Annotated in this window: 25 protein-coding genes and 2 pseudogenes; 14 read left to right on the top strand and 13 right to left on the bottom strand. The window is 61.2% G+C overall.

Annotated elements, in window-relative coordinates; all coding sequences use genetic code 11:
• Nucleotides 1-24: 24 nt before the first annotated feature.
• From PSH87_RS05420 to rlmF, 4 genes are all read left to right on the top strand, one after another.
• Complete coding sequence (locus PSH87_RS05420) at nucleotides 25-453, top strand: DNA polymerase III subunit chi (RefSeq protein WP_012722396.1); 429 nt, start codon at nucleotides 25-27, stop codon at nucleotides 451-453.
• A 7-nt stretch (nucleotides 454-460) separates the two neighbouring features.
• Nucleotides 461-838, top strand: coding sequence for a DNA polymerase III subunit chi (locus PSH87_RS05415; protein ID WP_305432822.1), 378 nt, complete (start codon nucleotides 461-463; stop codon nucleotides 836-838).
• A gap of 214 nt (nucleotides 839-1,052) precedes the next feature.
• Nucleotides 1,053-3,899, top strand: a complete 2,847-nt coding sequence (locus tag PSH87_RS05410; protein ID WP_305432821.1) for a valine--tRNA ligase — start codon at nucleotides 1,053-1,055, stop codon at nucleotides 3,897-3,899.
• Nucleotides 3,900-4,113: 214 nt separating this feature from the next.
• Complete coding sequence (rlmF, locus tag PSH87_RS05405; protein ID WP_207039942.1) at nucleotides 4,114-5,133, top strand: 23S rRNA (adenine(1618)-N(6))-methyltransferase RlmF; 1,020 nt, start codon at nucleotides 4,114-4,116, stop codon at nucleotides 5,131-5,133.
• Nucleotides 5,134-5,329: 196 nt separating this feature from the next.
• Here rlmF and PSH87_RS05400 read toward each other — a convergent pair whose 3' ends face one another.
• On the bottom strand, nucleotides 5,330-5,611 hold the full coding sequence (locus PSH87_RS05400; protein WP_017736177.1) for an HU family DNA-binding protein: 282 nt from the start codon (nucleotides 5,609-5,611) through the stop codon (nucleotides 5,330-5,332).
• Between the two features lie 395 nt (nucleotides 5,612-6,006).
• Here PSH87_RS05400 and yejK point away from each other — a divergent pair, with 395 nt between their 5' ends.
• Both yejK and PSH87_RS05390 read left to right on the top strand, forming a co-directional pair.
• Nucleotides 6,007-7,011, top strand: coding sequence for a nucleoid-associated protein YejK (gene yejK, locus PSH87_RS05395; RefSeq protein WP_003171997.1), 1,005 nt, complete (start codon nucleotides 6,007-6,009; stop codon nucleotides 7,009-7,011).
• Nucleotides 7,011-7,361 (top strand): glutaredoxin family protein, encoded by a 351-nt coding sequence (locus tag PSH87_RS05390; protein ID WP_305432820.1) that lies wholly within the window; start codon nucleotides 7,011-7,013, stop codon nucleotides 7,359-7,361. The genes yejK and PSH87_RS05390 overlap by 1 nt, the downstream gene beginning before the upstream one ends.
• Before the next feature lie 147 nt (nucleotides 7,362-7,508).
• Here PSH87_RS05390 and PSH87_RS05385 read toward each other — a convergent pair.
• From PSH87_RS05385 to PSH87_RS05365, 5 genes and pseudogenes are all read right to left on the bottom strand, one after another.
• Nucleotides 7,509-8,487: pseudogene (locus PSH87_RS05385) on the bottom strand (FecR domain-containing protein).
• Complete coding sequence (locus tag PSH87_RS05380) at nucleotides 8,484-8,984, bottom strand: RNA polymerase sigma factor (RefSeq protein ID WP_370695292.1); 501 nt, start codon at nucleotides 8,982-8,984, stop codon at nucleotides 8,484-8,486. The pseudogene PSH87_RS05385 and the gene PSH87_RS05380 overlap by 4 nt, the downstream one beginning before the upstream one ends.
• A gap of 88 nt (nucleotides 8,985-9,072) precedes the next feature.
• Nucleotides 9,073-9,399 (bottom strand): DUF3325 domain-containing protein, encoded by a 327-nt coding sequence (locus tag PSH87_RS05375; RefSeq protein ID WP_017736181.1) that lies wholly within the window; start codon nucleotides 9,397-9,399, stop codon nucleotides 9,073-9,075.
• The gene (locus PSH87_RS05370) at nucleotides 9,400-10,974 is read right to left on the bottom strand and encodes a PepSY domain-containing protein (protein ID WP_305432819.1); all 1,575 of its coding nucleotides are present in this window, start codon (nucleotides 10,972-10,974) and stop codon (nucleotides 9,400-9,402) included. It lies immediately after the preceding gene.
• On the bottom strand, nucleotides 10,971-11,273 hold the full coding sequence (locus PSH87_RS05365) for a DUF3649 domain-containing protein (RefSeq protein ID WP_026136722.1): 303 nt from the start codon (nucleotides 11,271-11,273) through the stop codon (nucleotides 10,971-10,973). The genes PSH87_RS05370 and PSH87_RS05365 overlap by 4 nt, the downstream gene beginning before the upstream one ends.
• A gap of 171 nt (nucleotides 11,274-11,444) precedes the next feature.
• Here PSH87_RS05365 and PSH87_RS05360 point away from each other — a divergent pair, with 171 nt between their 5' ends.
• The 3 genes and pseudogenes from PSH87_RS05360 (at nucleotide 11,445) to fecA (ending at nucleotide 15,299) form a co-directional block, all read left to right on the top strand.
• Nucleotides 11,445-11,933, top strand: coding sequence for a sigma-70 family RNA polymerase sigma factor (locus tag PSH87_RS05360; RefSeq protein WP_017736184.1), 489 nt, complete (start codon nucleotides 11,445-11,447; stop codon nucleotides 11,931-11,933).
• Entirely contained in the window at nucleotides 11,930-12,871 is a 942-nt protein-coding gene (locus PSH87_RS05355; protein WP_305432818.1) for a FecR domain-containing protein, read from the top strand. The genes PSH87_RS05360 and PSH87_RS05355 overlap by 4 nt, the downstream gene beginning before the upstream one ends.
• A gap of 90 nt (nucleotides 12,872-12,961) precedes the next feature.
• Nucleotides 12,962-15,299 (top strand): annotated as a pseudogene (gene fecA, locus PSH87_RS05350) (TonB-dependent Fe(3+) dicitrate receptor FecA).
• 136 nt (nucleotides 15,300-15,435) lie between these two features.
• On the opposite strand, the gene PSH87_RS05345 reads toward fecA, so the two are convergent.
• The gene (locus tag PSH87_RS05345) at nucleotides 15,436-16,308 is read right to left on the bottom strand and encodes a LysR family transcriptional regulator (protein ID WP_026136724.1); all 873 of its coding nucleotides are present in this window, start codon (nucleotides 16,306-16,308) and stop codon (nucleotides 15,436-15,438) included.
• A gap of 106 nt (nucleotides 16,309-16,414) precedes the next feature.
• Between PSH87_RS05345 and PSH87_RS05340 the strand changes: the two genes are divergently transcribed.
• On the top strand, nucleotides 16,415-17,929 hold the full coding sequence (locus tag PSH87_RS05340) for an MFS transporter (protein WP_305432817.1): 1,515 nt from the start codon (nucleotides 16,415-16,417) through the stop codon (nucleotides 17,927-17,929).
• 53 nt (nucleotides 17,930-17,982) lie between these two features.
• Here PSH87_RS05340 and PSH87_RS05335 read toward each other — a convergent pair whose 3' ends face one another.
• Together PSH87_RS05335 and PSH87_RS05330 are read right to left on the bottom strand one after the other, a co-directional pair.
• On the bottom strand, nucleotides 17,983-18,393 hold the full coding sequence (locus PSH87_RS05335; protein ID WP_017736189.1) for an HPF/RaiA family ribosome-associated protein: 411 nt from the start codon (nucleotides 18,391-18,393) through the stop codon (nucleotides 17,983-17,985).
• 212 nt (nucleotides 18,394-18,605) lie between these two features.
• Nucleotides 18,606-19,553 carry a LysR substrate-binding domain-containing protein gene (locus PSH87_RS05330; RefSeq protein WP_305432816.1) on the bottom strand — a complete coding sequence of 316 codons (948 nt, stop codon included), beginning with the start codon at nucleotides 19,551-19,553 and terminating at the stop codon, nucleotides 18,606-18,608.
• A gap of 138 nt (nucleotides 19,554-19,691) precedes the next feature.
• On the opposite strand from PSH87_RS05330, the gene PSH87_RS05325 reads away from it, so the two are divergent.
• From PSH87_RS05325 to PSH87_RS05315, 3 genes are all read left to right on the top strand, one after another.
• Complete coding sequence (locus PSH87_RS05325) at nucleotides 19,692-21,068, top strand: L-serine ammonia-lyase (protein WP_017736191.1); 1,377 nt, start codon at nucleotides 19,692-19,694, stop codon at nucleotides 21,066-21,068.
• A gap of 60 nt (nucleotides 21,069-21,128) precedes the next feature.
• A complete protein-coding gene (locus PSH87_RS05320) occupies nucleotides 21,129-22,421 on the top strand; it encodes a serine/threonine transporter (RefSeq protein WP_305432815.1) in 1,293 nt (430 codons plus the stop codon).
• Between the two features lie 258 nt (nucleotides 22,422-22,679).
• A complete protein-coding gene (locus PSH87_RS05315; RefSeq protein WP_124527358.1) occupies nucleotides 22,680-22,994 on the top strand; it encodes a DUF3509 domain-containing protein in 315 nt (104 codons plus the stop codon).
• On the opposite strand, the gene PSH87_RS05310 is transcribed toward PSH87_RS05315, so the two are convergent.
• The 4 genes from PSH87_RS05310 to PSH87_RS05295 form a co-directional block, all read right to left on the bottom strand.
• Nucleotides 22,991-23,479, bottom strand: a complete 489-nt coding sequence (locus tag PSH87_RS05310) for a phosphate-starvation-inducible protein PsiE (RefSeq protein ID WP_124527359.1) — start codon at nucleotides 23,477-23,479, stop codon at nucleotides 22,991-22,993. The two genes, PSH87_RS05315 and PSH87_RS05310, sit on opposite strands and share 4 nt — an antisense overlap.
• A gap of 168 nt (nucleotides 23,480-23,647) precedes the next feature.
• Entirely contained in the window at nucleotides 23,648-23,917 is a 270-nt protein-coding gene (locus PSH87_RS05305) for a type II toxin-antitoxin system RelE/ParE family toxin (RefSeq protein ID WP_305432814.1), read from the bottom strand.
• Nucleotides 23,907-24,095, bottom strand: coding sequence for a hypothetical protein (locus PSH87_RS05300; RefSeq protein WP_033902470.1), 189 nt, complete (start codon nucleotides 24,093-24,095; stop codon nucleotides 23,907-23,909). Before PSH87_RS05300 ends, PSH87_RS05305 begins: the two co-directional genes overlap by 11 nt.
• A gap of 151 nt (nucleotides 24,096-24,246) precedes the next feature.
• Nucleotides 24,247-24,492 (bottom strand): DUF6124 family protein, encoded by a 246-nt coding sequence (locus PSH87_RS05295; protein ID WP_305432813.1) that lies wholly within the window; start codon nucleotides 24,490-24,492, stop codon nucleotides 24,247-24,249.
• A 422-nt stretch (nucleotides 24,493-24,914) separates the two neighbouring features.
• Between PSH87_RS05295 and PSH87_RS05290 the strand changes: the two genes are divergently transcribed.
• Nucleotides 24,915-25,175 carry a YebG family protein gene (locus PSH87_RS05290; RefSeq protein ID WP_010564043.1) on the top strand — a complete coding sequence of 87 codons (261 nt, stop codon included), beginning with the start codon at nucleotides 24,915-24,917 and terminating at the stop codon, nucleotides 25,173-25,175.
• The last annotated feature ends 25 nt before the right edge of the window (nucleotides 25,176-25,200 follow it).

Genomic DNA, 25,200 nt, shown 5'->3' with positions numbered 1-25,200 from the left:
CCGCCCTGGGTTCCAGGAACCGCAATGACCCAAGTCGACTTCTATATATTGCCCAGCGCCGACCCGCTCGCGCGCCTGGACTTTGCCTGCAAACTCACCGAAAAAGCCTGGCGCATGGGCCATCGCATCTACCTGCATTGCAGCGATGCCGCCCAACGCGACGAGCTCGACGCCCGCCTGTGGCGCTTCAAGGGCGAAAGCTTCGTGCCCCACGGCCCTGCCGAATCCGAACCCGAAGGCCTGGTTGTGCTGGGCTTGGGCGACAGTTGCGGCGATCACCATGACCTGCTGGTCAACCTCGACCTGAAAGTGCCGCCCTTCGCCAAGGCGTTTGCCCGCGTGGCAGAGGTGGTGGTGGAAGACCCGGCTATTCGTCAGGCCGCGCGGGAGAGTTTCCGTTTCTATCGCGAACAGGGCTATCCTTTGCAGGATCACCGGCTACAACGACTTTGAGTAAATGATGGACACTCCCAACCCTATAAAAAAAGACGACCACCTGCTGGACGACCTGGAGTCGATCCGCCAGTTGCTCGGTGATGATGACTTGCAACCGCCGCTGCTGACCGACTCGGTCGATCCAGAGGTACAGATTCCGCTGTTGTTCGACATGGTCGGCGCCAAGGCCGCTGCGCCGGAGCCGGTTGCCGCCGCTGTCGAACCCGCCCCCGCCGAAAAAGGCCCGGACGCCCTGCTGCTGCACCTGGACAACGAACTGCGCGCCGCCGCGCAACTGATCATGCAAGACGTGATCGATGACTTCGCCCCGCATATCGAGACCGAGATCAAGCGTCGGCTGGATGCGCGGATGGAGCGGCTGCTCAGCCAATACCAATCTTAAAGCTTGCACAAATCCCTGTGGGAGCTGGCTTGCCTGCGATAGCGGTTTTCCAGGCAACACCTCAGTGAATGGCACACCGCTATCGCAGGCAAGCCAGCTCCCACATTATTAGTTTTGCATCAGCCTTAAGCCCGTCTTCAACTCGCCCTCTCCCCTATCCCCCGTTATACTTGCCGGCTTTCCTGAATTAATGCCAACTAGGGTCCCGCCGCGCATGGATAAGACCTACCAGCCGCACGCTATCGAAACTTCCTGGTACAACACCTGGGAATCCGAGAATTATTTCGCCCCGCAAGGCGCGGGCGATTCCTACACCATCATGATTCCGCCACCGAACGTCACTGGCAGCCTGCACATGGGCCATGGCTTCAACAATGCGATCATGGATGCGTTGATCCGTTTCCGCCGCATGCAGGGCCGCAACACCCTGTGGCAGCCAGGCACCGACCACGCCGGTATCGCCACCCAAATGCTGGTGGAACGCCAACTCGAAGCCACCGGCCAGAGCCGTCACGACCTGGGCCGCGAGAAATTCCTGGAAAAGATCTGGGAATGGAAAGACCAGTCCGGCGGCAACATCAGCCGTCAGATCCGTCGCCTGGGTTCGTCCGTCGACTGGAGCCGCGAGCGCTTCACCATGGACGACGGCCTGTCGGAAGCCGTGAAAGAAGCCTTCGTGCGCCTGCATGAAGACGGCCTGATCTACCGCGGCAAGCGCCTGGTCAACTGGGACACCAAGCTGCACACGGCGATTTCCGACCTTGAAGTGGAAAACCACGACGAGAAAGGCTTCCTGTGGAACCTCAAGTACCCGCTGGCTGACGGTGCCAAGACCGCTGAAGGCAACGACTACCTGATCGTCGCCACCACCCGTCCGGAAACCATGCTCGGTGACGCCGCCGTGGCCGTGAACCCGAACGACGAGCGCTACCAGGCGCTGATCGGCAAGTTCGTCGAGCTGCCGTTGGTTGGCCGTCGCATCCCGATCATCGCGGACGACTACTGCGACCCTGAATTCGGCACCGGCTGCGTGAAAATCACCCCGGCCCACGATTTCAACGACTACGAAGTCGGCAAGCGCCACAATCTGCCGCTGCTGAACATCTTCGACAAGAACGCCGCCGTGTTGCCGGCCTGCCAGGTGTTCAACCTGGACGGCACGCTGAACGACAGCATCGACGGCAAGATCCCGGCCGAATACGCCGGCCTCGACCGTTTCGAAGCGCGCAAGCAGATCGTTGCTGCCTTCGACGCCGCCGGCTTGCTGGTGAGCGTTGACGACCACGGCCTGAAAGTGCCGAAGGGCGACCGCTCCGGCACCATCATCGAGCCTTGGCTGACCGACCAGTGGTACGTGTCCACCAAGCCGCTGGCCGAGCCTGCGATTGCTGCCGTGGAAGACGGCCGCATCCAGTTCGTGCCAAAACAGTACGAAAACATGTACTTCTCGTGGATGCGCGACATCCAGGATTGGTGCATCAGCCGTCAGCTGTGGTGGGGCCACCGTATTCCGGCCTGGTACGACGAGTCGGGCAAGGTCTACGTCGGCCGCGACGAAGCCGAAGTGCGTGCTAAGCACAACCTCGGCGCCGACATTGTGCTGCAACAGGACAACGACGTACTGGACACCTGGTTCAGCTCGGGCCTGTGGACGTTCTCCACCCTGGGCTGGCCGCAACAGACCGAATTCCTCAAGAAATTCCACTCCACCGACGTGCTGGTCACCGGCTTCGACATCATTTTCTTCTGGGTTGCCCGGATGATCATGCTGACCATGCACCTGGTGAAGAACGAGGACGGCACCCCGCAAGTACCGTTCAAGACCGTGTACGTACACGGCCTGGTGCGTGATGGCCAGGGCCAGAAGATGTCCAAGTCCAAGGGCAACGTCCTGGACCCGCTGGACATCATCGACGGCATCGACCTGGAAACCCTGGTGCAAAAACGCACCTCGGGCCTGATGCAGCCGAAACTGGCGAAGAAGATCGAGAAGCAGACCCGCGACGAGTTCGCCGACGGTATCGCCAGCTATGGCACCGACGCCCTGCGCTTCACCTTCTGCTCGCTGGCGTCCACCGGTCGCGACATCAAGTTCGACATGGGCCGCGTCGAAGGCTATCGCAACTTCTGCAACAAGATCTGGAACGCGGCGCGCTACGTGCTGGACAAAGGCGAAGACTGCGGTCAGAACGGCGAAGCCTACGAGCTGTCCCTGGCGGATCGCTGGATCATCTCGCAGCTGCAACGCACCGAAGCCGAAGTGACCCGCCAGCTCGACCAGTTCCGTTTCGACCTGGCGGCGCAAGCCTTGTACGAGTTCATCTGGAACCAGTACTGCGACTGGTACCTGGAGCTGTCCAAGCCGGTACTGTGGGACGAAAACGCGCCGGTCGAACGCCAGCGCGGCACCCGCCGCACCCTGGTGCGCGTACTGGAAGTGGCCCTGCGCCTGGCGCATCCTTTCATGCCGTTCATCACCGAAGAAATCTGGCAGCGCCTGGCGCCGCTGGCCGGTATCGAAGGCAAGACCATCATGCTGCAACCTTGGCCGGTGGCCAATGAAGCACGCATCGACGAGGCCGCCGAAAGCGATATCGAATGGCTCAAGACCCTGATGCTCGGCACGCGCAACATCCGCGCCGAGATGAACATCGGCCCGGGCAAGCCACTGGCAGTGTTCGTCAAGAACGCCAGTGCCGAAGACCAGCGTCGCCTCACCGAGAACGATGCGCTGCTCAAGAAGCTGGCGAAGCTGGAGTCGATCACCGTATTGGCTGCCGATGCCGAAGCGCCGCTGTCCGCCACCGCACTGGTTGGCGAGATGGAAGTGCTGGTGCCGATGGCCGGCCTGATCGACAAGGGCGCGGAACTGGCTCGTCTCGATAAGGAAATCGCGCGCCTGCAAGGCGAAGTGCAGCGCGTGGGCGGCAAGCTGTCCAACGCAGCGTTCGTCGACAAAGCGCCAGCCGAAGTGATCGACAAGGAGCGCGCCAAACTGGCCGAGGCTGAACAGGCTTTGGGCAAGCTGGCGGAGCAACATGCGCGGATTTCCAGCCTGTAAGGTGGATTCCCTGTAGAAAAGAGGCCTTCGGGCCTCTTTTTTTTACCTTGAAAACCCAATCAATGTGGGAGCTGGCTTGCCTGCGATGCAGACAACCCGGTCCTTCAGCAGGCCAAGGTGATGCCATCGCAGGCAAGCCAGCTCCCACAGTTGACCGAGTCAGGCTCAAGATGTGTGACAATGCCCACCACTTTGAGCCAACACCAGAATCATCATGACCGCCCCCAGCACACCCAAACCTCCGCGCAAGAAGCCAAAAACCGCCGCCACGGCCAAGCCCGTCGCCCCGCGCAAAGAGGCCACGCTGCACCCGCGCAACCGCCACACAGGCCGTTACGACTTCCCGGCGCTGATCAAGACCACGCCGGAATTGGCGAAATTCGTGATCCTCAATCCCTACGGCAAAGAGAGCATCGACTTCGCCAGCCCGGATGCAGTGCGGGTGTTCAACCGGGCGCTGCTCAAGTCCTTCTACGGCATCCAGCACTGGGACATCCCGGCCGACTACCTGTGCCCGCCGGTGCCAGGGCGTGCGGACTACGTGCACTTCCTCGCCGACCTGCTGGCCAGCGTCAATGACGGCAAGATCCCCCGTGGCTCCATCGTCAAGGTGCTCGACATCGGCATGGGCGCCAACTGCGTCTACCCGCTGATTGGCTACATGGAGTACCGCTGGAACTTCCTCGGCTCGGAGGTCGACCCGATTGCCGTAGCCGCTGCCAAGGCCATCGTGCAGTCCAATGACCTGAGCAAGGTCATCCAGCTGCGCCAGCAGACCAACCCCAAGCAGATCCTGCTGGGCCTGCTGGAGCCTGGCGAACGCTTTGACCTGACCATGTGCAACCCGCCGTTCCATGCCTCCATGGACGAAGCCACCAAGGGCAGCGAGCGCAAATGGCGCGCCCTGGGCAAGGCTGATCCCAAGCGCAAATTGCCGGTACTGAACTTCGGTGGCCAATCGGCGGAGCTGTGGTGTGAAGGCGGCGAAGCGCGGTTTGTGACGCAGCTTATCGCTGAAAGTGCGCATTTTGCCCACAAGGTGCTGTGGTTCAGCTGCCTGGTGTCAAAAGCGTCAAACCTGCCCGCGATCGAGACAGCCCTGAAAAAGGCCGGCGTGCTGGAGAGCCAGGTGGTGGAAATGTCCCAGGGGCAGAAACAAAGCCGTTTCGTCGCCTGGACCTTCCAGACCAAGAACGAGCAGCAGATCTGGCGCCAGCGCTGGGTTCGCGACTAAGACGTTGTGATGAGGGCGCGTGCTGTGGCGAGGGAGCTTGCTCCCGCTGGGCTGCGTAGCGGCCCCAAGAGCTTGGGAGCGCTGCGCACTCCAGCGGGAGCAAGCTCCCTCGCCACAGTAAGCTAGCGCCTACAAATCGCAAGCAACAAAAAACCGTGCCCGGATCGCTCCGAAGCACGGTTTTTTTTGCTGCGTCTTACTTGTTAACAGCGTCGGTCAGGCCTTTGGCCACAACCAGCTTGATAACTTTCTTGGCAGCGATTTCGATGGCAGCGCCAGTCGAAGGGTTACGGCCAGTACGGGCAGGACGCTCGCTCACTTTCAGTTTGCCAACACCTGGCAGAGTGATTTCCTGAGCGTTTTCCAGCTGATCAGCAACGATCTGGGACAGTTGTTCCAGAACTGCACGCACCTGAACCTTGGTGGTGTCGGTGGATTCAGCGATATCAGCGATCAGTTGGTCTTTAGTCAAAGCCATTGTGGTGTTCCTTCCCTATCAAATTCATATGGATTGCAGAGTGCAGTGTCAGCCATCGAGCCCGACCGTCAAGGCCTGGCACCCCTGACCATAACCACGAAGTTCGGGGTTATAGATGCTTGAAACGGGGATTGGTTCGACCTGACAGATGCTGAATGCACGCTTAACGCCGAGACTTGGCGTAAGACGGGGCAAAACTAGCACAGAGACGGGGAAATATCCGCTTCTACCTACCCATTTGGTCAGCTTTATCGCTCTAAACCGTGAAAAAAAGGAATATGCCCCGTCGGAGAGTGCCAAAACAGCCTTCAGAGCACGTCTTGCCCAATGGGTGCGGTACACTGGGCGACTTTTCGGGGAGGCCGACCGCTCCCCTTCAACCAGCCGAGAAGCCTATGCCGATCCGTCATTGCATCGTCCACCTGATCGACAAAAAACCCGACGGCACGCCCGCAGTTCTTCACGCCCGTGATTCGGAGCTGTCCGAGTCGGCTGCCATCGAGAACATGCTTGCCGACCTCAACGAGAGCTATAACGCCAAACAAGGCAAGGCCTGGGGTTTCTTCCATGCCGAGTCCGGCGCGCACCCGTTCAGTGGCTGGTTGAAGGAATATTTCGACGGTGGCCAGGATTTCACCACCTTCAGCCGCACCGCCGTCGAGCATCTGCAAAAGCTGATGGAAGAGTCCAACCTCTCCACCGGCGGCCACGTACTGTTTGCCCACTACCAGCAAGGCATGACCGACTACCTGGCCATCGCCCTGCTGCACCACAGCGAAGGCGTGGCGGTGACCGACGAGCTGGACGTGACCCCGTCGCGCCACCTGGACCTCGGCCAACTGCACCTCGCGGCGCGGATCAACGTGTCCGAGTGGCAGAACAACAAGCAGTCCAAGCAGTACATCTCGTTTATCAAGGGCAAGAACGGCAAGAAGGTCTCGGAGTACTTCCGCGACTTTATCGGCTGCCAGGAAGGCGTCGACGGCCCGGGCGAGACCCGCACCCTGCTCAAGGCGTTCAGCGACTTCGTTGAAAGCGAAGACCTGCCGGACGAATCCGCCCGCGAAAAAACCAAGACCCTGGTGGACTACGCCAGCAGCCAGGCCAAGCTCGGCGAGCCGATGGGCCTGGAAGAATTGTCAGGGTTGATCGATGAAGATCGGCCTAAGGCGTTCTACGACCACATCCGCAACAAGGACTACGGCCTGTCGCCGGAAATTCCTGCAGATAAGCGCACCCTCAACCAGTTCCGCCGCTTCACTGGCCGCGCCGAAGGCTTGTCCATCAGTTTCGAAGCGCACCTGCTGGGCGACAAGATCGAGTACGACGAAGCCGCTGGCACCTTGATCATCAAGGGCCTGCCGACCCAACTGACCGACCAGCTCAAGCGCCGGAACTGATGCTTGGCGGGGTCCTCAAAAAAGTCCTGCTGGTGTTGCTGGTCGTGGTGGTGATCCAGAACTGGGGCAAGATCGAGCGGCTGTTCAACCCGTCGCAGGTGGTATCGGAGCAAACCCGGGCTTCGGCGCGGGTGGTGCTCTATTCCACCGAGTGGTGCGGCTACTGCAAGCAGATCCGCCGCTTCCTCGATCAGAAGGGCATTCCGTACCAGGCGTTCGATATCGACAAGGATGCCCACGCGCGCAAGGCCTATGAGGCCTTGGGCGGCGGCGGGATTCCCTTTGTGGATGTGAACGGCACGCTGATTCGCGATTACAACCCTGACGCGATCATGGCTGCACTGAAGTAACCCATACCTTTTGGGAGCTGGCTTGTGTGGGCTGGCTTGTGTGGAATTGGCTTTTTGTGGGAGCTGGCTTGCCTGCGATAGCATCACCGCGGTGTAGCTGACAGACCGAGGTGTCTGCATCGCAGGCAAGCCAGCTCCCACATGGGCCTAACGCACCACGATCATCCGCCCCAGCACGTGATGCTGCTCGAAGCCCAGCACCGCCTGCAACGCATTCAACACCGCCTGCGGGTCTTTGCTCGGGAAGCTGCCACTGACACGCTTGGCGCCCATGTCGTCGTTGAGCAACAGGATGCGACCCGGGTAGTAACGTTCCAGGTCCTTGACCACATCGGCCAATGGCGCCTTGTAATAATTGAGCCAACCGTCGCGCCAGGCCAGGCGCGATTCGCTGTCCACCGGGTGCATGGCATCGGCCACACCCTCGGCGTAGGCCACTTGCTGCCCGGCCGTGAGAATCTGCTGCTGGCCCTGCTTGGACGGCGTCACCCCTACCCGCCCAGACAACACCGTCACCTGCGCACCCGCCGGTTGCAGGCGCACTTCGAATTGCGTGCCGAGCACCCTCGCTTCACCGCTGCCCGCTTCTACTACAAAGGATTGCCCCGTGTGGGTCACGCTGAAAAAACCCGCGCCACGGCGCAACTGGATATGCCGCTCGCCATGGCTGAAATCCACGGCAATCGCACTGTCGGCGTCCAGAGTGACTTGGGATTGGTCGGCCCAGGGTGACAGTCTTCACCTCTCCCGGCGCGCTCACATAATCGGCGCCAAAGTCATCGACCCAGCGCGATGGCTGCCAACCGGCGCCCATGCATACCATCAGCAACAGGCACGCCGCCATTGCCAGTGCGCCGGACCAGCGCACCGCCCGTGCACGCTTCGAGGTGTTCATGGCATTGAGGTAGCCCTGCAACGCCAGCGCCTCTTCATCCGCAAGTTTTCGCGCAGGCACTTCACTCAATTCCCACAGCACCTGGGCCTGCGAATAGGCCTCGACGTGAGCCGGGTCGGCGCGCAGCCAATGGCTGAACGTGGCCTGGTCGCCGCTGCTGGGTTGGTCGTGCAACAGGCTCAGCCAGGCCAGCGCGGCGTGTTCCTGGTCGGGCGTGGGGGTGCGGTTCACGGTGCTTTCCCTGGCGTGCGTGGGGGCGATGGCTCACGAAGGCTGGCTTTGCAGGCTTCGAGGGCACGCATCATATGTTTTTCCACGGCGCTTTGGGACAGGCCCATGGCCTTGGCAATTTCCGCGTACTTGCGGCCGTGGATGCGGTTGAGCAGGAAAATCTGCCGGGTGCGCTCCGGCAAGCTGCGCAACGCAGCTTCGACATGGCGCAGATCATTGCCCGCCTCCAACGCGGCCTGGGGTTCGGAGCCCTGGTTGTCCTGCTGTTCCGGCAGCCAGCCTTCGCTGCTGCGCACCCGCGCGCCTTCGCTGCGCAGGTGGTCGATGGCGATATTGCCGGCGCAGCGCAGCAGGTAGGTGCTGAGCTCTTCGACCTGCACCAGCGGGCGGCGCCAGAAGCGCAGGAACAGGTCCTGCACCAGGTCGGCAGCCGTGGCGCGGCAGCCTACGCGCCGATTGACCAGGGCTTCCATCTGCGAACGCTGCGAGAGAAACACCTGTAGGAAATGCGCACGCCCACCCGCTGATTCAGCGCGCTGGCTGTCCTGGGACTCCGGTGGGGTGGCTGATCATCATGGGCGCTGCTCAGAGGGTGGCGAAAGCGGCGACGGGGCTGGCCAGCAGGCCAACACCCGCGAGGATCAAGGCCAACCGTGGTCGATAGGGCAGCAACAGCACCAACAACAACGCGCTGAGCATCAGCACGGCGCACCAGTCCACCAGGCCCCGGCTCCAACCGCCGAGCGCCACGGCCGGCCAGATCGACAGCGTCAGCAGCAACCACCCCACTGCGCGCAGACCCAGGCGCCGACGGGGCGACGGTTTGCTGTGCAGCAGCTCACCGTGGTGACGGTCGGTGGACAGGCACAGTGCGGTAAACCCGGCGTAGCACATCAGGAGCGCGAGCAGCATTCAGTTCGCCTCCTGCTTGAGGGTCAACGGCCGGGCGCGCTCGGCCTTGGCTTGCGGCGCCACGCGGTGCTGCATCTTCCAGGCCGCCCAGGCGAGGAACACGCCGCTGGCCAGGCAGGTCAGGTCGAAGCCGGCCATGGCCCAGTCGCCCTTCACCAATGAAACGCCCAGATGGTGCTGGGTGGTCAGCACATTGAGCAGTGGAATCGCGGCAAACAGCAGCGCGCCCGCACTCAATTGCTCGACCCAGCCCTGGCGGCCACGGCGCAGGATCGCGTGCAGCAGGCTCAAGCCCCAGGCAATAAAGAAGGCTTGCACTTCCCAACCCGAGCGTTCGGCGAAGCTCACCGGCAACAGGCGATTGGCCCAGAAGAACGCAGCGATGGCGATCATCAACCCGGACATGCTGGCGATGTTCAGCACCTCCACCAGCCGCAGTTCGAACGGCATCACGCCGCTCTTGGCGTGCTTGAGCTGGCGCTTGCCGAGCCAGATCACCAGCCCGGTGCCGATCATCGCCGTGCCCGCCAGGCCGCAGATAAAGTACAGCCAGCGCAGCACCGGGCCGGCGAAATGGCCCATGTGCAGGCCATAGAAACTGCCACCGATAATCGCCGGCAGCGATTGCCCGTCACTGCTGCGCAGCAGCTCGCCGGTGGTGCCGTTGAACGACACGATGCTGTCGAATTCATGCACCACATTGTCGGAACTGGCGCGGAACACATTGACCGAGGCATTCACATCGCTGGGGTTGTTCACCCCCAGTCGGCCTACGTGGCCACCATCCCACTGCGCCCGTGCCTGTTCGTACATTGGCAACAGCGGCAGCAATTGGCCCGGTTGCCCCAGCGCCGGCGCGTTATTGGTGGCGGGGAACACTTCGTTGAAAAAGGCGCGGGTATCGCCGCTGTAAGAGGCGAGGATCGGCGCCGGCATCACCATGCTCATGAAAATCACCAGGCTGCTGTAGGTGATCATCAGATGGAACGGCAACACCAGCACACCCACCGCGTTATGCCCGTCGAGCCAGGAGCGCTGGCCTTTGCGGGGGCGAAAGGTGAAGAAGTCCTTGAAGATTTTCTTGTGGGTGATGATCCCGGTGATCAACGCGACAAACATCACCATCGCGGCGATGGTGGACAACCAGCGGCCCCAGGGGTGGGGCATTTGCAGTTGGAAGTGGAAGCGATAGAAGAAGTCGCCGCCCATGCTTTCGCGGGCCTGCACGTCTTGGCCGGTGACCGGGTCGAGGGTTTTCTGCATGAAGTTGCCGCGTCGGCCGGGGTCGAGCTTGTCTTGCCACATCACCGACAAGGCCGGGTCGCGCTCGTCCGGCAGGTTGATAAACCAGCGCGCGGCCTTTGGTGCGGTTTGTTGCAGATAGGTTTGCGCGACGCTCAGGCTGCGCGCGTTATCCAGTGGATAGGCCTGCACTTCGGGCTGCATCCAGTGGCTGATTTCTTCCTTGAAGTACGCCAAGGTGCCCGTCAGGAAAATCGCAAACAGCAGCCAGCCAAAGATCAGCCCGCTCCAGGTGTGCAACCAGGCCATGGCCTGGCGAAAGCCCTCTTTCATGTGCGCACCATCCACAAGCCCACACCCGCCAGCGTGGCAAACGCTGCGCTCGGCAGCATCACGCCAAACCAGGCACGCCAGGCCGTGCGGCAGGCAAAGCACCAGAGCACCGCCAGCAGATAGAACACAAACGAACTCATCATCCCGGTGATCACCGCGTCGGCGCGGGAGGTGGGCATCCACAATGCCAGGCAGATGGCGGCCAGGGAGGCCATCAGGTAGCCGCCGACCACAGCCGCGAGCACCCGTGATGTCACGGCGAGACGGTAAGCGACGGGAAGTGAGGTTTTGCTTTTCATGCAGGAGGCGCCAGGTTCATCAGCGCGCAATATTAATGATAAATATTCTCATAAGCAAAACAGAACGGATGAAACACCGGTGCTGGCGGATTGCCGAACCGTATCGGGCCGCCTACAATGCGAACAATTCTTGTTCTCTAAAGCATGCGAAATGCTTATGGAGTGATCGCGTTGCAGCCGTCCAACACCGTCGAAGTTCTGTACAACGACCATCACCACTGGCTCACCGGCTGGTTGCGACGCAAGCTCGGCTGCCCGGAAAGCGCTGCCGACCTGGCGCAAGACACCTTCATCCGCGTGCTCACCGCCCGAGAAACCCCAACGCTGATCGAACCCCGCGCCTTCCTCACCACCGTGGCCAAGCGCGTGCTGTTCAACTTCTACCGCCGCCAGGACCTGGAGCGCGCCTACCTCGACGCCCTCGCGCAGATGCCCGAACACGTGGCGCCCTCGGAAGAAGAACGCGCCATCATCCTGCAAACCCTGGTGGAGCTGGACCAATTGCTCGACGGCTTGCCCACCCAGGTCAAGCGCGCCTTCCTGCTGGCGCAGCTCGACGGCCTGACCTACGCGCAAATTGGCGCCGAACTGGGGATCTCCATCGCCACCGTCAAACGCCACCTGAATAAAGCGGCCATGCGCTGCTACTTTGCCCTATGAACTTCTCCACGCAAGTCGCCGAACAAGCCGTGCATTGGCTGATGGAAATGCAGCAAGGCGCCCTCAACCCGCGCCAGCACGCGGCGTGGCAGCACTGGCTGAATGCCCACAGTGAACACCAGCGCGCCTGGGACCATATGCAACGCGTCAACCAGCGCCTGCGCGGCATGCCTTCGCCCCTGGCCCACGCGGCGTTGAACGCGCCAACCTCCACCAGCCGGCGCCAGGCCCTCAAGCTGCTGCTGATTCTCGGCGCCGGGTCCGCCGCCGCGTGGAGCCTGCGCCAGCAACATATCCTGCCGCCGCTGACCGCCGACTACCGCAGCCCGGTGGGCCAACGGCGCAAAGTGCAACTGGCCGACGGCAGCCAGTTGCACCTCAACACGGGCAGCGCGGTGGATGTGCACTTCGATGGCCAGCAACGACTTGTCCGCCTGCTCGAAGGCGAGATCCTGCTGACCGGCGTCAAAGGCCCTGCACCGCTCAAGGTCCTGACCGGCCAGGGCCTGCTCAGCAGCCAGGCCGCACGCCTGAATGTGCGTCAGTTCAACGACCACACCCAGCTGGCAGTCCTCGACGGCCAGGTTGATGTGATGCCCAACACCTACAGCGGCCTGCCGCTGAGCGTCGACGCCGCGCAGCAGGTCAACTTCACCCGCAAAGGCTGGGACACGCCGCGCGCCACCGACGCCAACAGCGGCGCCTGGGCCGATGGCATGTTGGTCGCGGCCCACATGCGCCTGGAAGATTTCCTCAACGAACTGGGCCGTTATCGCCGTGGCCAGCTCAACTGCGACCCGCAAGTCGCCAACCTGTTGATCTCCGGCAGCTACCCGCTGGACGACAGCGAGCGCATCCTCGACCTGCTCACCGTGAGCCTGCCGGTCAAGGTGCGGCGTTTTACCCGCTATTGGGTGACCGTCGAGGCCCGCGCCTGACATTATTTTCAAACCTTGTGAGCCGTTTTCCACACCTCGCGTGACAGAGAAGGAAAGCCACCTTGATCCTTCCTTCTCAGGACGCTCTTCATGCCCCAGCAACCGACGCTTCTTGCCCGCTCCCTGCGCCAACTCCTACTCGGCGCCAGCTTGAGTCTTACCGTGCTGCCTGCGGTGATGGCGGCTGACGCCAAGCCCTATCACATCGCACCGACCTCGCTGGAAACCGCCCTGAACCAGTTCGGCCGCGAAGCCGGTGTGTTGATTTCCTTTGGTTCAGAAGTTACCGCTGGCATGCAGAGCCGTGGCCTGTCCGGCAACTACAGCGCCGCCGAAGGCCTGCAGAAACTCCTGGAAGGCACCGGCCTGCAAGCCCGCGCCGAAGGCGACAATGCCTACAGCCTGCAGTCGGCCAATGCGCCGACAACCATCGAATTGGGCACCTCCAGCGTGGTCGGCGACTGGCTCGGCGACGCCGCGCAAACCAACGTCTTCGAACACCCCGGCGCCCGTGACGTGATCCGCCGCGAAGAATTCGAACGCCAGGGCGCCACCCAGGCCCGCGACGTGCTCAACCGCATCCCCGGCGTCAACGCCCCGGAAAACAACGGCACCGGCAGCCACGACATGGCGCTGAACTTCGGCATTCGCGGCCTCAACCCACGCCTGGCGTCACGTTCCACGGTGCTGATGGACGGCATCCCGGTGCCCTTCGCGCCGTATGGCCAGCCGCAGCTGTCGTTCGCACCGATCAGCATGGGCAACATGGACGCGGTGGACGTGGTCCGCGGCGGCGGCGCCGTGCGCTACGGCCCGCAGAACGTCGGCGGCGTGGTCAACTTCGTGACCCGGCGCGATCCCGGACGCGCCCACGGTCAAAGGCGGTTTCCAGACCGAAACCAGCCCGTCCTCCAGCCATGACGGCTTCAAGACCACCGCCAACCTGCTGGCCGGCGGCACCGCCGACAACGGCCTGGGTGGCGCGATCCTGTACTCCGGCACCCGTGGCGGCGACTGGCGCGAAAACAGCAACACGCGCATTGACGACCTGATCCTCAAGGGCAAATACCAACTGGACGAAGCCAACAGCTTCAACGCCATGGCGCAGTACTACGAAGGCCAGGCGGATATGCCCGGTGGTTTGAACGTCAAGGACTACAAGGCTGATCCGTATCAGTCCACCCGCCCCTACGACAAGTTCTGGGGCCGCCGTACGATGTTCAACGCCGGCTACCGCTACCAGGAAGACCGCCGCGAATTCACCGTGAACACTTTCTTCACCACCACCCTGCGCAACGGCTACCTGGACCAGACCCGCTTCCTGTCCCTGTCGCCCCGCGAATACTGGGTGCGCGGCCTGGAAAGCCGTTTTGCCCAGGGCTTCGACCTCGGCAACACCAGCCACGAAGTCGGCGTGGGCTATCGCTATATCAACGAAGCCGGCCACGAATTGCGCTACACCACGCCGATCTCGGCCAACCAGCAAATGCCCACCACCAACAGCAAGAACGACCGCGATACCCGTGGCAGCACCGAAGCCAATGCGTTCTTCATCGACGACCGGATTGATATCGGCCAATGGACCATCACCCCGGGCGTGCGCTACGAGATGATCAAGTCCGAGCAGACCGACCATATCAACAACCTCAACTACAAAGGCAACTACAACACCGCGTTGCCGGCGTTGAACGTGCTCTACCACCTCACCGACAGCTGGAATCTCTACGCCAATACCGAAGGTTCGTTCGGCAGCGTGCAGTACAGCCAGATGGCCAAGCGCGTGCCCAAAGGCCAAGTCAAACCGGAAAAAGCCCGCACCTGGGAAGTCGGCACTCGCTACGACGACGGCGCCTTGCGTGCCGAAATCGGCGCGTTCCTGATCAACTTCGACAACCAGTACGAAAGCAACCAGACCGACGACTCGGTGATCGCCCGGGGTGAAACCCGCCACCAGGGCATCGAGAGCAGCATCAACTATGCCCTCGACGGTTTGAGCCCGGCCCTCGCCGGTTTTGATGTGTACGCCAGCTATGCCTACGTCGACGCGACCATCCGCGAAGACGGCCCGAACAAAGGCAACCGCGTGCCCTTCTCGTCCAAGCACAAAGGCACCCTCGGCGTGGGTTACACCGAAGGGCCGTGGAAACTCAATGTGGACAGCAGCTACCAGAGCAGCCAGTTCGCCGATAACGCCAATACCGAGCAGGAAAATGCTGACGGCAACACCGGACGCATCCCTGGCTACATGCTGTTCAGCAGCCGTGCGGCGTACGACTTTGGCCCGCAGCTGTCGGATTTGAACGTCGCGGTGGGTGTGAAAAACATCTTCAACAAGCAGTACTTCACCCGCTCGTTCGACGACAACAACAAGGGCAAGTACGTCGGCGAGCCGCGCACGGTGTACGTGCAAACCTCCATCGCGTTCTAACCACATAAACCCCTGTGGCAGGGGCGCTTGTCGTGGCGAGGGAGCTTGCTCCCGCTGGACTGCGCAGCAGTCCCATTCGTTACAACAACGAGCGGGGCCGCTTCGCGCCCCAGCGGGAGCAAGCTCCCTCGCCACATTAGCTGCCCGCCAGGCAACTGGGGGTCGCGGCGACCAGTGCGTCAATGGCGCAACGGGTCTTGGCCGGCATGTGCGGTGCGGTTGGCCAAATCACGTGGATCGGCGAAGGCTGTTCACGGTAGCCCGGCAGCACCGCTTCCAGTTGCCCGCGCAGGACGTAATGGGCAATCAACCAACTCGGCAACCAGGCCAGGCCAACGCCCGCGATGGCGGCATCAGCCACGGCCTGGAGGTCGTCCAGTACCAGCGGTGCTATCAGCCGTGAGCGATGCGGGGTGTTGGTTCTGTAGGCAATCTCCCGACGGCCTGCCAGATCATCGATGGATTCGATTTTCCCCACACGTTGCAGGTACGCCGGCGATGCGGCGAGGCCCACGGCTTGCTCCCCCAGGCGGCGGGCGCTGAGTCGATCAGTGTCGGGCAACGGGCCGATACGCACGGCAACGTCGAAGCCTTCCTGCGTCAAGTCGATCATACGGTCAGAGAAGCACACCTCGATCTCCAGTTCCGCATAACGATCCAGCAAGCTCCATAACGCAGGCGCCGCATAGTGATGCCCGAATGCCAGCGGCACGCTTGCCCTCAACCGCCCACGTGGTTGCTGCCGCCCGCTTTCCAGCACCGATTCGGCCGCCTCCAATTCCGCCAAGGCGCGTAGGCAATGCTCGTAATACGCCTGCCCGTCTTCTGTCAGATGCTGACGACGGGTCGAACGCTGCAACAAGCGGGTACCCAACCGCGCCTCCAGGCGTGCCAAGCCTTTGCCCACCGCCGAACGGGTGAGGTTCAGGCGCTCGGCGGCTTCCGTCAGGTTGCCGCTTTCCACCACTTGCAGAAACAGTTCAACGCCATCAAAACGTGGGGTGGCCATGATGTAATTGTCGCCCTTGATTCCCTTATCAACGGAAAACTTATCACGAATAAAGAAATACATTCCCCTGAAAATAGCCCGACTTCACTATGACCAGGAGAATCCCATGCCACACGCAACCACGTTATCCGCCGCCAGCCCGCCACGCGCCGCCAGAGACCGTCTTGCCCTCACTGCCGTATGCCTGGTGGCCCTGATGTTCGGCCTGGAAATCTCCAGCGTGCCGGTCATCCTGCCCACCCTGGAACAGCAACTGGGCAGCGGTTTCCAGGACGCCCAATGGATCATGAACGCCTACACCCTGGCCTGCACCAGCGTACTGATGGCGGCGGGCACCTTGGCGGATCGCTTTGGCCGTCGGCGCATGCTGGTGGTGTGCCTGTGGCTGTTTGCCCTGGCTTCCCTGGCCTGCGGCTTGGCCAACGACGCTTCCACGCTGATCGCGGCACGTTTCATACAAGGTATCGGCGCTGGGGCGATGATGATCTGTCAGTTCGCGATTCTGTCGCACCAGTTCCGCGAACCGGCGGCACGCGCACGCGCCTTTGCGGTGTGGGGGGTGATCGCGGGCGTGGGGCTGGGCTTCGGGCCGATGGTCGGCGCGTTGATCCTGGCGGTGGCGGACTGGCGTTGGGTGTTTCTCGTGCATGTACCACTGACACTTCTGACATTGGGGCTGCTGCACATCAGCGTGCAGGAATCCCGCGACCCAGCAGGACATCGCCTCGACATCGCTGGCATGCTGACCTTGACGCTGTCGGTGTTTTCGCTGGTCTACTTCATCACCCAAGGCAGTGAACACGGCTTTGGTACACCTGCGATGCTGGGTTGGGCGGCCTTGTCGTTGATCGGCCTGGTGCTGTTCGTGTTTATCGAGAAGCGCAGCACGCACCCGATGTTTGATTTCTCGGTGTTTCGCATCCGGCGTTTCAACGGCGCCCTGATGGGTTCCATCGGCATGAACTTCAGCTTCTGGCCGTTCATGATCTACCTGCCGCTCTACTTCCAGGCCGGCCTGGGCTACGACACCCTGACCACCGGCGTCGCCCTGCTGGCCTACACCTTGCCGACCTTGCTGGTGCCGCCACTGGCCGAACGCCTGGCCCTGCGCTATGGCGCCGAACGCATCATTCCCCTGGGGCTGGGCTTGATGGGTGTGGGGTTCCTGAGCATGGCCGCCGTCAACACTGCGGCGCAGCCGAGCATCGCAATGGTGCTGGTCAGCTGCGCCGCAGCCGGCGTGGGCCTGGCGCTGACCAACTCGCCGACCACCAACACCACCACCGGCTCGGTCTCGGCCGACCGCGCAGGCATGGCGTCGGGCATCGACCTCAGCGCGCGGCTGATCACCCTGGCGCTCAACATCGCGTTGATGGGGTTGGTGCTGTTGCTGGGGATCAGCTATCAACTGGCCACTATCTTGCCCGCAAGCACGGCATTGGATTGGCCAGCCATCAGCCAGGACATCGCGGCGGGCAAGCTGACGGCGTCCATGGGGCTGTCGTTCGCCGACGCCCAGGCCGCACTGCGTCACGGCGCAGGTTGGGCGATGCTGTTCGCGGGGGGTGGCGCAGTCGGGTTGGCGCTGTTGAGCAGGTACTTCTTCCGACGGAACCCCTAAACGCAAACGGGCCTGCAAATGCAGGCCCGTCTTCAGTGGGGTTGAAAAAACTGTCAGCTATTGAGTGCAGCGTTTTCGTTTTCCAGGAATTCCTCTTCAAGCGCGTCATCATTCACGCTTTTGGCTGGCTGGGGTTTCGCGGCAGCGCGAGGCTTGCCTTGCAGCTTGCCAAACAGATGCTCCAGCGCATGGTCCAGCTTGGTCGCCGCACCGTCGATCGCCTGTTCCAGGGTATCGGCCTTGTGCAGTACCGAGAGCGGCTGATGGCCTTTTGGCCGTGCTTCCAGGCGGCAGCTCAAATCGTGGGGGCCGGGCTTGTCGCCGTTCTCATCCCGCAGGTAGACCTCAACGCGGGTCAGGTCCTCTTCGTAACGTTCGAGCGTGCTTTCAATGGTAGTACGTACCCACTCCTCCAGTCGGATGCTGCTTTCAATATGGTTATCGCTATTGACTTGGATTTGCATAGTTTTTCCCTTATTTCAGCTAGCTCGCGAGAGGTCACAACTGCAACACCGATGCGGTGAAACCATGACCTCTTGACTACACAATTGAGCAGTCAGCCGAACAATTCAACCCCTTTTCAAAGATAAATCCCACATTACAAATTAACCCTGACTACGATCAAAAACGCTGTTAGGGTGGGGAGTTAGTTACAACTTCCTACGCCCAGCAATCCTCACAATTGCCCGTCGCCCAACGGGTGCAAGCCGCGAAAAATCTCCGCCTCCTCCACCAGCCAATCATGCACCGCACGCACGCCCGGGTGGCTCAGCGCGCCTGGCGCATACAGCAGCACATAGCGTTTATGGTTGGGCACGGCCAGGCCGAACGGCACGATCAAGGTGCCGCGTTCCAGTTCGTCGTTGAGCAAGGTGCGTCGCGCAATGGCCACGCCCATGCCGGCGATGGCGGCTTCGATGGTCAGGTGGTTGCGGTTGAAGGTGTGCCCACGGCGCACGTCGGCGTCGTGATAACCGATGGCATTCAGGTAAAACTCCCACTCCGCATATTCATAACTCCCACGCCAGGCGGTGATGTCGTGTAGCAGGGGAAAGTGCGCCAGATCCGCCGGCCCATGCAGCGGCGGCCGTCCACGCAACAGGCTCGGCGCACACACCGGGAAAATCTGCTCGTCCAACAGGGCTGTGGATAACAGGCCGGGGTAGCTGCCGTCGTTCAAGTCGATGGCCAGGTCGAAGTCGCCCTCGTGCAGGGCGATGCTGCTGTCTTCGGCGACCATGCGCAGTTGAATGTCCGGGAAACGTTGCTGCAAACGCGGTAAACGCGGGGTCAACCATTTGCCGAGAAACGATGGGATCGAGCGCAGGCGCAAGGTGCCGCTGATCATCCCCGCGTCCAGCCGCTGCAACTCGGCATCGATGCTGCCGTAGGCCTCCCCCACCGTCGCCGCCAGCCGCTGCCCTTCGGCGCTGAGCTCCACCCCCCGTGCGCGGCGATGGAACAAGCGAAACCCCAGGCGCTCCTCCAACTGGCGAATCTGCTGGCTCACCGCCCCCGGCGTGATGTGCAGTTCTTCGGCGCAGCGGGTGAATGACAAATGCCGCGCAGCACAGGAGAAAACGTGCAACCAGACGTAGGTCTGGCCATGGAGGGGACGGGTCATAAGAGTTTAGTCCTGCTAAAGGGTGTCTTAGGATAATTCGTTGGTCAGTGCCGATCCAGAGGCTCAGTATCGCGCCAATTGCGCTCGTCCTACAAAACATGGCAGCGATTCCTACTCCATTGCTTGTAAGGCTTTAGCATGGCTATCAGTGTTTTCGATCTATTCAAAGTGGGCATCGGCCCCTCCAGCTCCCACACCGTCGGCCCGATGCGGGCGGCGGCGACCTTCGCCCAAGCCCTGATCGATCAACAACTGCTGAGCGACACGCGCCGCGTTGAAGTGCGCCTGTATGGCTCGCTGTCCGCCACCGGGGTCGGCCATGCCACTGACCGTGCCTGCGTGATGGGGCTGATGGGCGAGTGGCCGGACACAGTCGACCCCACCTCGATCAATGCCCGTATCCAGCACCTGCGCGAATCCGGCCGGCTGTTGCTCGCAGGCCTTCAGGACATTGCCTTCAACTGGCAAAGCGATCTCCTGCTGCTGGACGAAAGCCTGCCCTACCACCCCAACGCCATGTCCCTGCACGCCTACGGCGACAGCGGCCTGTTGAGCGAACAAACCTATTACTCGGTGGGCGGCGGTTTCATCATCGAAGCGGCTGAGGCTGAATCGGGCATCGCGCCGACCAGCGACGTGGAATTGCCCTACGACTTTTCCAGCGCCGTGGAACTGCTGGCCCTGTGCAACAAGCATGGCTTGCGGGTTTCCGAACTGATGATGGCCAACGAACGCGCCTGGCGCAGCGACGAACAAATCCGCAGCGGCCTGCTGCATATCTGGTCGGTGATGCGCGAGTGCGTGGAACAAGGCCTGCGCGATGAAGGCATCTTGCCAGGTGGCCTGGATGTGCCGCGCCGCGCGGCGAAATTGCACCGCAGCCTGCTGGAAATCGGCAAACCGAACGTGATCACGTCGACCTTGTCGGCGATGGAATGGGTCAACCTGTTCGCCCTCGCCGTCAACGAAGAAAACGCCGCTGGCGGGCGCATGGTTACGGCACCGACCAACGGCGCAGCGGGGATCATCCCGGCGGTGCTGCATTACTACATGAAATTCAACCCTGAAGCGTCCGACGATGACGTGGTCAATTTCTTCCTGGCCGCTGCCGCCGTCGGCATCCTGTGCAAGAAAAACGCCTCGATCTCCGGCGCCGAAGTCGGTTGCCAGGGCGAAGTCGGCTCGGCCTGCGCCATGGCCGCCGCTGGCTTGGCCGATGTGCTCGGCGCCACCCCGGAGCAACTGGAAAACGCCGCCGAAATCGGCCTGGAACACAACCTCGGCCTGACCTGCGATCCGGTCGGCGGCCTGGTCCAGGTGCCGTGCATCGAGCGCAACGCCATCGCCGCCGTCAAGGCGATCAACGCCACGCAAATGGCCCTGCGCGGTGATGGCAAACACTTCATCTCCCTCGACCGGGTGATCCGCACCATGCGCGATACCGGCGCCGACATGCATGACAAATACAAAGAAACTTCACGGGGCGGCCTGGCCGTGAGCTGGGTGGAATGCTGAGGAGCATTCCCTGACCGTCCCAACGTGAGCCCGCGCAAAAATAATAACGAGGCAATAACGATGACCGATGTACGTACACCTGCTGCCGAAAATCCTGCTGAAACTGCAACAACGACCGTGAGCAAAGGCTGGACCAAACACGACACCACTTGGATGCTCGGCCTCTACGGCACCGCCATCGGCGCCGGCACCCTGTTCCTGCCGATCAACGCCGGCGTTGGTGGCTTCTGGCCGCTGATCGTGCTGGCGCTGCTGGCCTTCCCGATGACCTTCTTCGCCCACCGTGGGCTGACGCGCTTTGTGCTGTCGGGCAAATCCGGCGACATCACCGAAGTGGTCGAGGAACATTTCGGCGTCGGTGCAGGAAAGCTCATCACCCTGCTGTATTTCTTTGCCATCTTCCCGATCCTGCTGGTGTACAGCGTGGCGCTGACCAACACCCTGAGCAGCTTCATGGAACACCAACTGCACATCGCCCCGCCGCCCCGGGCGATCCTGTCGCTGGTGCTGATCCTCGGCTTGATGGCGATTGTGCGGTGCGGCCAGGGCGTGATCGTCAAGGCCATGAGCGTGCTGGTGTACCCGTTCGTCGCCGCGCTGCTGTTGCTGGCCGTCAGCCTGATCCCCAACTGGAACGGCGCGTTCTTCGCCTCGGCCGGTGATGGCATGCCCATGCCGCTGTTCTTCAAGACCCTGTGGCTGGCGATCCCGGTGATGGTGTTTTCCTTCAACCACTCGCCGATCATCTCGGCGTTCGCCGTCGATCAAAAACGCGTGTACGGCGCGCAGGCCGAGCGCAAGAGCAGCGGCATCCTCGCCACCGCCCACGGCATGATGGTGTTGACGGTGATGTTCTTCTGCTTCAGCTGTGTGCTGGCCCTGTCGCCGGCAGACCTGGCGGCCGCCAAGGCGCAGAACATTTCGATCCTGTCGTACCTGGCCAACCACTTCCAGACCCCGGTGATCGCCTACGCGGCACCGTTGATCGCGCTGGTGGCCATTACCAAATCCTTCCTTGGCCACTACATCGGCGCCAGCGAAGGTTTCCAGGGCTTGATCGTCAAATCCCTGCGTGGGCGCAACCGCTCGATGTCGGCCAAATGGCTGGAGCGTTCCACCGCGATCTTCATGGTGTTGACCTGCTGGGCCGTGGCTACCTTCAACCCAAGCATCCTGGGCATGATCGAAACCATGGGCGGGCCGATCATCGCGTGCCTGTTGTTCCTGATGCCGATGTACGCGATTCGCCGCGTGCCATCGCTGCGCCAGTATTCGGGCCAGGTGTCGAATGTGTTTGTGGTGGTGATCGGGTTGATTGCGCTGTCTGCGATCGTTTTTTCGGTCTTGCCCTGAAACAACGCACAAACACAATCCAGTGTGGGAGCGGGCTTGCCCGCGATAGCGGTCTGTCAGCCAAGTTTTAGCAAGCTGACACAGCGTAATCGCGGGCAAGCCCGCTCCCACAGGGGGGACTTCAGCGATTGAGGGTTCGCTGTACGGCACGGCCCTTGCTGTACAGGGAATGAGGGCAATGGCCAGTGGTCAGGAGATGCGAACTAATCCCGCCACCGGCCGTCAATGACTGCATGTTCTTATCAGGCGGTACGCACCATGGACAATCCTTTTCAGATCATCACTGACACCTTCACCCCCGACTACCGCGTCAACCTCAGCATCCAGCGGCTGGATGGCAGCATCATGCTCACCCTCTCCAACGAGGCGGGTGTGGTAGCCAAGCGCATGATCAGCGCCGAGCAACGCAACGACCCGCAGCGGCTCAAACGCCTGGTGCAAAGCATCCAATTTGGCATCGCCATCGAACAGGGCCACAGCGCCATGGAGATCCTCGCGGTGATGACCGATGGCGACCACAAACTGTTGCAGCGCCCGCCGGCGCGAGCGCTGCCCTTCAGCGTCGGGCTTTAAAGCTCGCCTTTCTCGGTTTCCAGGTTCGCTTCGCCTTTGCGACGCGGGCCATCAACCTTCACCGAGGGGAACGCCGACGAAGCGTAACGCACCACCAGGATCGAGAACGCCAACAGCAGAATCCCACCGCACAGGTAGATGATGCCTACGTCTGGCGGGTTGTGGTGGGACACGTTGGAGATCAGCAGGCGTGTCAGCGCAGTGATCGCCACGTAGATCAGGAAGCGCACGGGCATGTGGTTGGTCTTGAAATAAATCCCGACCATCGCGCCCAGTTCCAGGTAGATGAACAGCAGCAAGATGTCATCGATCTTGATGTGCCCGTTCTCCAGCATCCCCAGAAACTCCATCACCGCCGCCCAGGCCGTCACCGCACCAATGGCGAACAGCGCCAGATAGTGGAACGACTCGACAAACAGGTTGCCCAGGGACTCAGCCAGTTCATGCACGTTCTGGCGCAGCCTTTCGGCCCAGTTGATTTTCACGATGATGCTTCCTTAGGTCGGCTCGACCGGATAATGCGGGTTGGACGTGACGGTTGTTCTGCATGCAGAAAAAAGGCCAGGGGCAGGTATGAGATGGTGGCGGGGTGACATGAGGCACGTGTAAGGATGAGCAAAGTAAATACTTTGCTCATCCGAAAGGCGGGTCAATCAGGGATATCGCTGGCGTGCGTGTAAAACAGAGAGAATCCGAATGTTGTCTGTCACTTTGTATACGACCAGATAATTCGGATGTACGACCATTTCTCGCGTACCAAGGACTCTGCCAGGACGGTAAAGGTGGGGTCTGCGGGAGAGCGCCAGAACCGAAGCTTCGATTGAACGCTTTATCTCGAGAGCTGCGACAGGATTGCGATGACTGAGGTAATCAATAATTTGCCGAAGTTCCACCCGCGCTGCGGGCACCCACTCAATCAGCATCGCCTTTCTTGAGTTTGGACTCGATCAACGCTTGCATCTCGGCCATCACCTCGTCGTGAGGAATGCCGGGGCTGGTGTCATCAAGAGCAGCTTGTACCTTGGCGCGAAACCAGCGGTCGTAGCTATCGGCCTGCTCTTCGGTATCTGCGTGGATACCAGAGGAAAAGGAAGTGTCCATAAAAGCCTCCGTTGTCGATGAAAAAGAAGTCTAGTCGCTCGCGTTTTCGCTGTCGTGCTTTGAGCGATGAAGTGAGTAACAGGAAAAATCGAAGCCATTGGGACCATGTTTTGACCGCCCCAAATTGCAGGAGCGGTCAGAGGACCACGCATCACACTGGTGCGACTTTCTCTAACGCTCGGTCGACTAACAGGCAGCCCATTTCAACCAATTGGTGAATAGCTAACACTAGACTCCGCTGCGGACCGTCAAGGTCGAATGCCAGCGTGTTAGCCATTTCACGGGCACTGCATAGGGTTTCGCTGGCGTTGGCCAGTAAGGTTTCAGTGTCAGCTTCGGGTGCAACGCAGAATAGTGTCGAGTCGGTAGCCGGAGGATTGGGAGTAATTTTCTTCATTGGCCTAGTTCCTTAGTAAAGAAACCATCACCGTCTGCCGCCAAGCAGATTGGGTGACGGATTGCACAAGGTTGGCGGACCGGTAAGGAACGACCCGGCACCCCGAAGGGTCCATGCGCAACCCGCCATAACACAAGAATGCAAATGCAAAAACGTCTGCAGCCTCACGGGGGGTTGTTGCGCTTCCTTGTTGGGCCGCCAAGCCCACTCGCTGCAAATGCAGCGCCCGAGGAAGGTAAGCCACCGGACAATTCCAGCGCAACCCCGGCAAGTTGTCAGAAATTTCCGTTATAGCAAACCCCAATTTTCCAACTACATTAAAAAACTGCTACCCAAACCCCACGGTTTGGCTTACCCTTTTCGCTGTATATAAATACAGTAGTCGCAAAAGACAACTATCGTGAAGGCATGTGAGGTGGTGAATGGCCGTCGAAGTGGTATACCGCAGCAGCCGAGATCTGGAGCGTTTGTTCATGGATAAAGCCGAAGCTGACCGTCATGACAAGATGCTTGAACTCGCTGAGTTGCTCGCAGAAGTGTTGCAAAAAGCCGTGCCGTCGTTGAGCGAGCAGCAGGTGGAGGAAGCCGGGATCTACATGGCGAAGAACCGCGATGTGTTTGCCAAGGCGTTCAAGAGCCAACCGGACGCATTGTCCGAGTTGCTGAACCCGCCGGCGGAATAAAGCCCGAATTGAACAGGCCCTGAAT

The organism is Pseudomonas sp. FP453 (genome assembly GCF_030687495.1).
Taxonomy (GTDB): Bacteria; Pseudomonadota; Gammaproteobacteria; order Pseudomonadales; family Pseudomonadaceae; genus Aquipseudomonas.
This window is presented reverse-complemented; position numbering and strand designations above follow the sequence as displayed.

Excerpts from the sequence above, each read along its gene's own strand:
- PSH87_RS05335 (WP_017736189.1), bottom strand. The coding sequence starts at position 18,393 with ATGCAAATCCAAGTCAATAGCGATAACCATATTGAAAGCAGCATCCGA.
- PSH87_RS05315 (WP_124527358.1), top strand. The coding sequence starts at position 22,680 with ATGGACAATCCTTTTCAGATCATCACTGACACCTTCACCCCCGACTAC.
- PSH87_RS05325 (WP_017736191.1), top strand. The coding sequence starts at position 19,692 with ATGGCTATCAGTGTTTTCGATCTATTCAAAGTGGGCATCGGCCCCTCC.
- PSH87_RS05330 (WP_305432816.1), bottom strand. The coding sequence starts at position 19,553 with ATGACCCGTCCCCTCCATGGCCAGACCTACGTCTGGTTGCACGTTTTC.
- PSH87_RS05390 (WP_305432820.1), top strand. The coding sequence starts at position 7,011 with ATGCTTGGCGGGGTCCTCAAAAAAGTCCTGCTGGTGTTGCTGGTCGTG.
- rlmF (WP_207039942.1), top strand. The coding sequence starts at position 4,114 with ATGACCGCCCCCAGCACACCCAAACCTCCGCGCAAGAAGCCAAAAACC.
- PSH87_RS05305 (WP_305432814.1), bottom strand. The coding sequence starts at position 23,917 with ATGCTGATTGAGTGGGTGCCCGCAGCGCGGGTGGAACTTCGGCAAATT.
- PSH87_RS05340 (WP_305432817.1), top strand. The coding sequence starts at position 16,415 with ATGCCACACGCAACCACGTTATCCGCCGCCAGCCCGCCACGCGCCGCC.
- PSH87_RS05410 (WP_305432821.1), top strand. The coding sequence starts at position 1,053 with ATGGATAAGACCTACCAGCCGCACGCTATCGAAACTTCCTGGTACAAC.
- PSH87_RS05345 (WP_026136724.1), bottom strand. The coding sequence starts at position 16,308 with ATGGCCACCCCACGTTTTGATGGCGTTGAACTGTTTCTGCAAGTGGTG.
- PSH87_RS05355 (WP_305432818.1), top strand. The coding sequence starts at position 11,930 with ATGAACTTCTCCACGCAAGTCGCCGAACAAGCCGTGCATTGGCTGATG.
- yejK (WP_003171997.1), top strand. The coding sequence starts at position 6,007 with ATGCCGATCCGTCATTGCATCGTCCACCTGATCGACAAAAAACCCGAC.
- PSH87_RS05420 (WP_012722396.1), top strand. The coding sequence starts at position 25 with ATGACCCAAGTCGACTTCTATATATTGCCCAGCGCCGACCCGCTCGCG.
- PSH87_RS05290 (WP_010564043.1), top strand. The coding sequence starts at position 24,915 with ATGGCCGTCGAAGTGGTATACCGCAGCAGCCGAGATCTGGAGCGTTTG.
- PSH87_RS05415 (WP_305432822.1), top strand. The coding sequence starts at position 461 with ATGGACACTCCCAACCCTATAAAAAAAGACGACCACCTGCTGGACGAC.
- PSH87_RS05400 (WP_017736177.1), bottom strand. The coding sequence starts at position 5,611 with ATGGCTTTGACTAAAGACCAACTGATCGCTGATATCGCTGAATCCACC.
- PSH87_RS05295 (WP_305432813.1), bottom strand. The coding sequence starts at position 24,492 with ATGAAGAAAATTACTCCCAATCCTCCGGCTACCGACTCGACACTATTC.
- PSH87_RS05375 (WP_017736181.1), bottom strand. The coding sequence starts at position 9,399 with ATGCTGCTCGCGCTCCTGATGTGCTACGCCGGGTTTACCGCACTGTGC.
- PSH87_RS05370 (WP_305432819.1), bottom strand. The coding sequence starts at position 10,974 with ATGAAAGAGGGCTTTCGCCAGGCCATGGCCTGGTTGCACACCTGGAGC.
- PSH87_RS05300 (WP_033902470.1), bottom strand. The coding sequence starts at position 24,095 with ATGGACACTTCCTTTTCCTCTGGTATCCACGCAGATACCGAAGAGCAG.
- PSH87_RS05365 (WP_026136722.1), bottom strand. The coding sequence starts at position 11,273 with ATGAAAAGCAAAACCTCACTTCCCGTCGCTTACCGTCTCGCCGTGACA.
- PSH87_RS05320 (WP_305432815.1), top strand. The coding sequence starts at position 21,129 with ATGACCGATGTACGTACACCTGCTGCCGAAAATCCTGCTGAAACTGCA.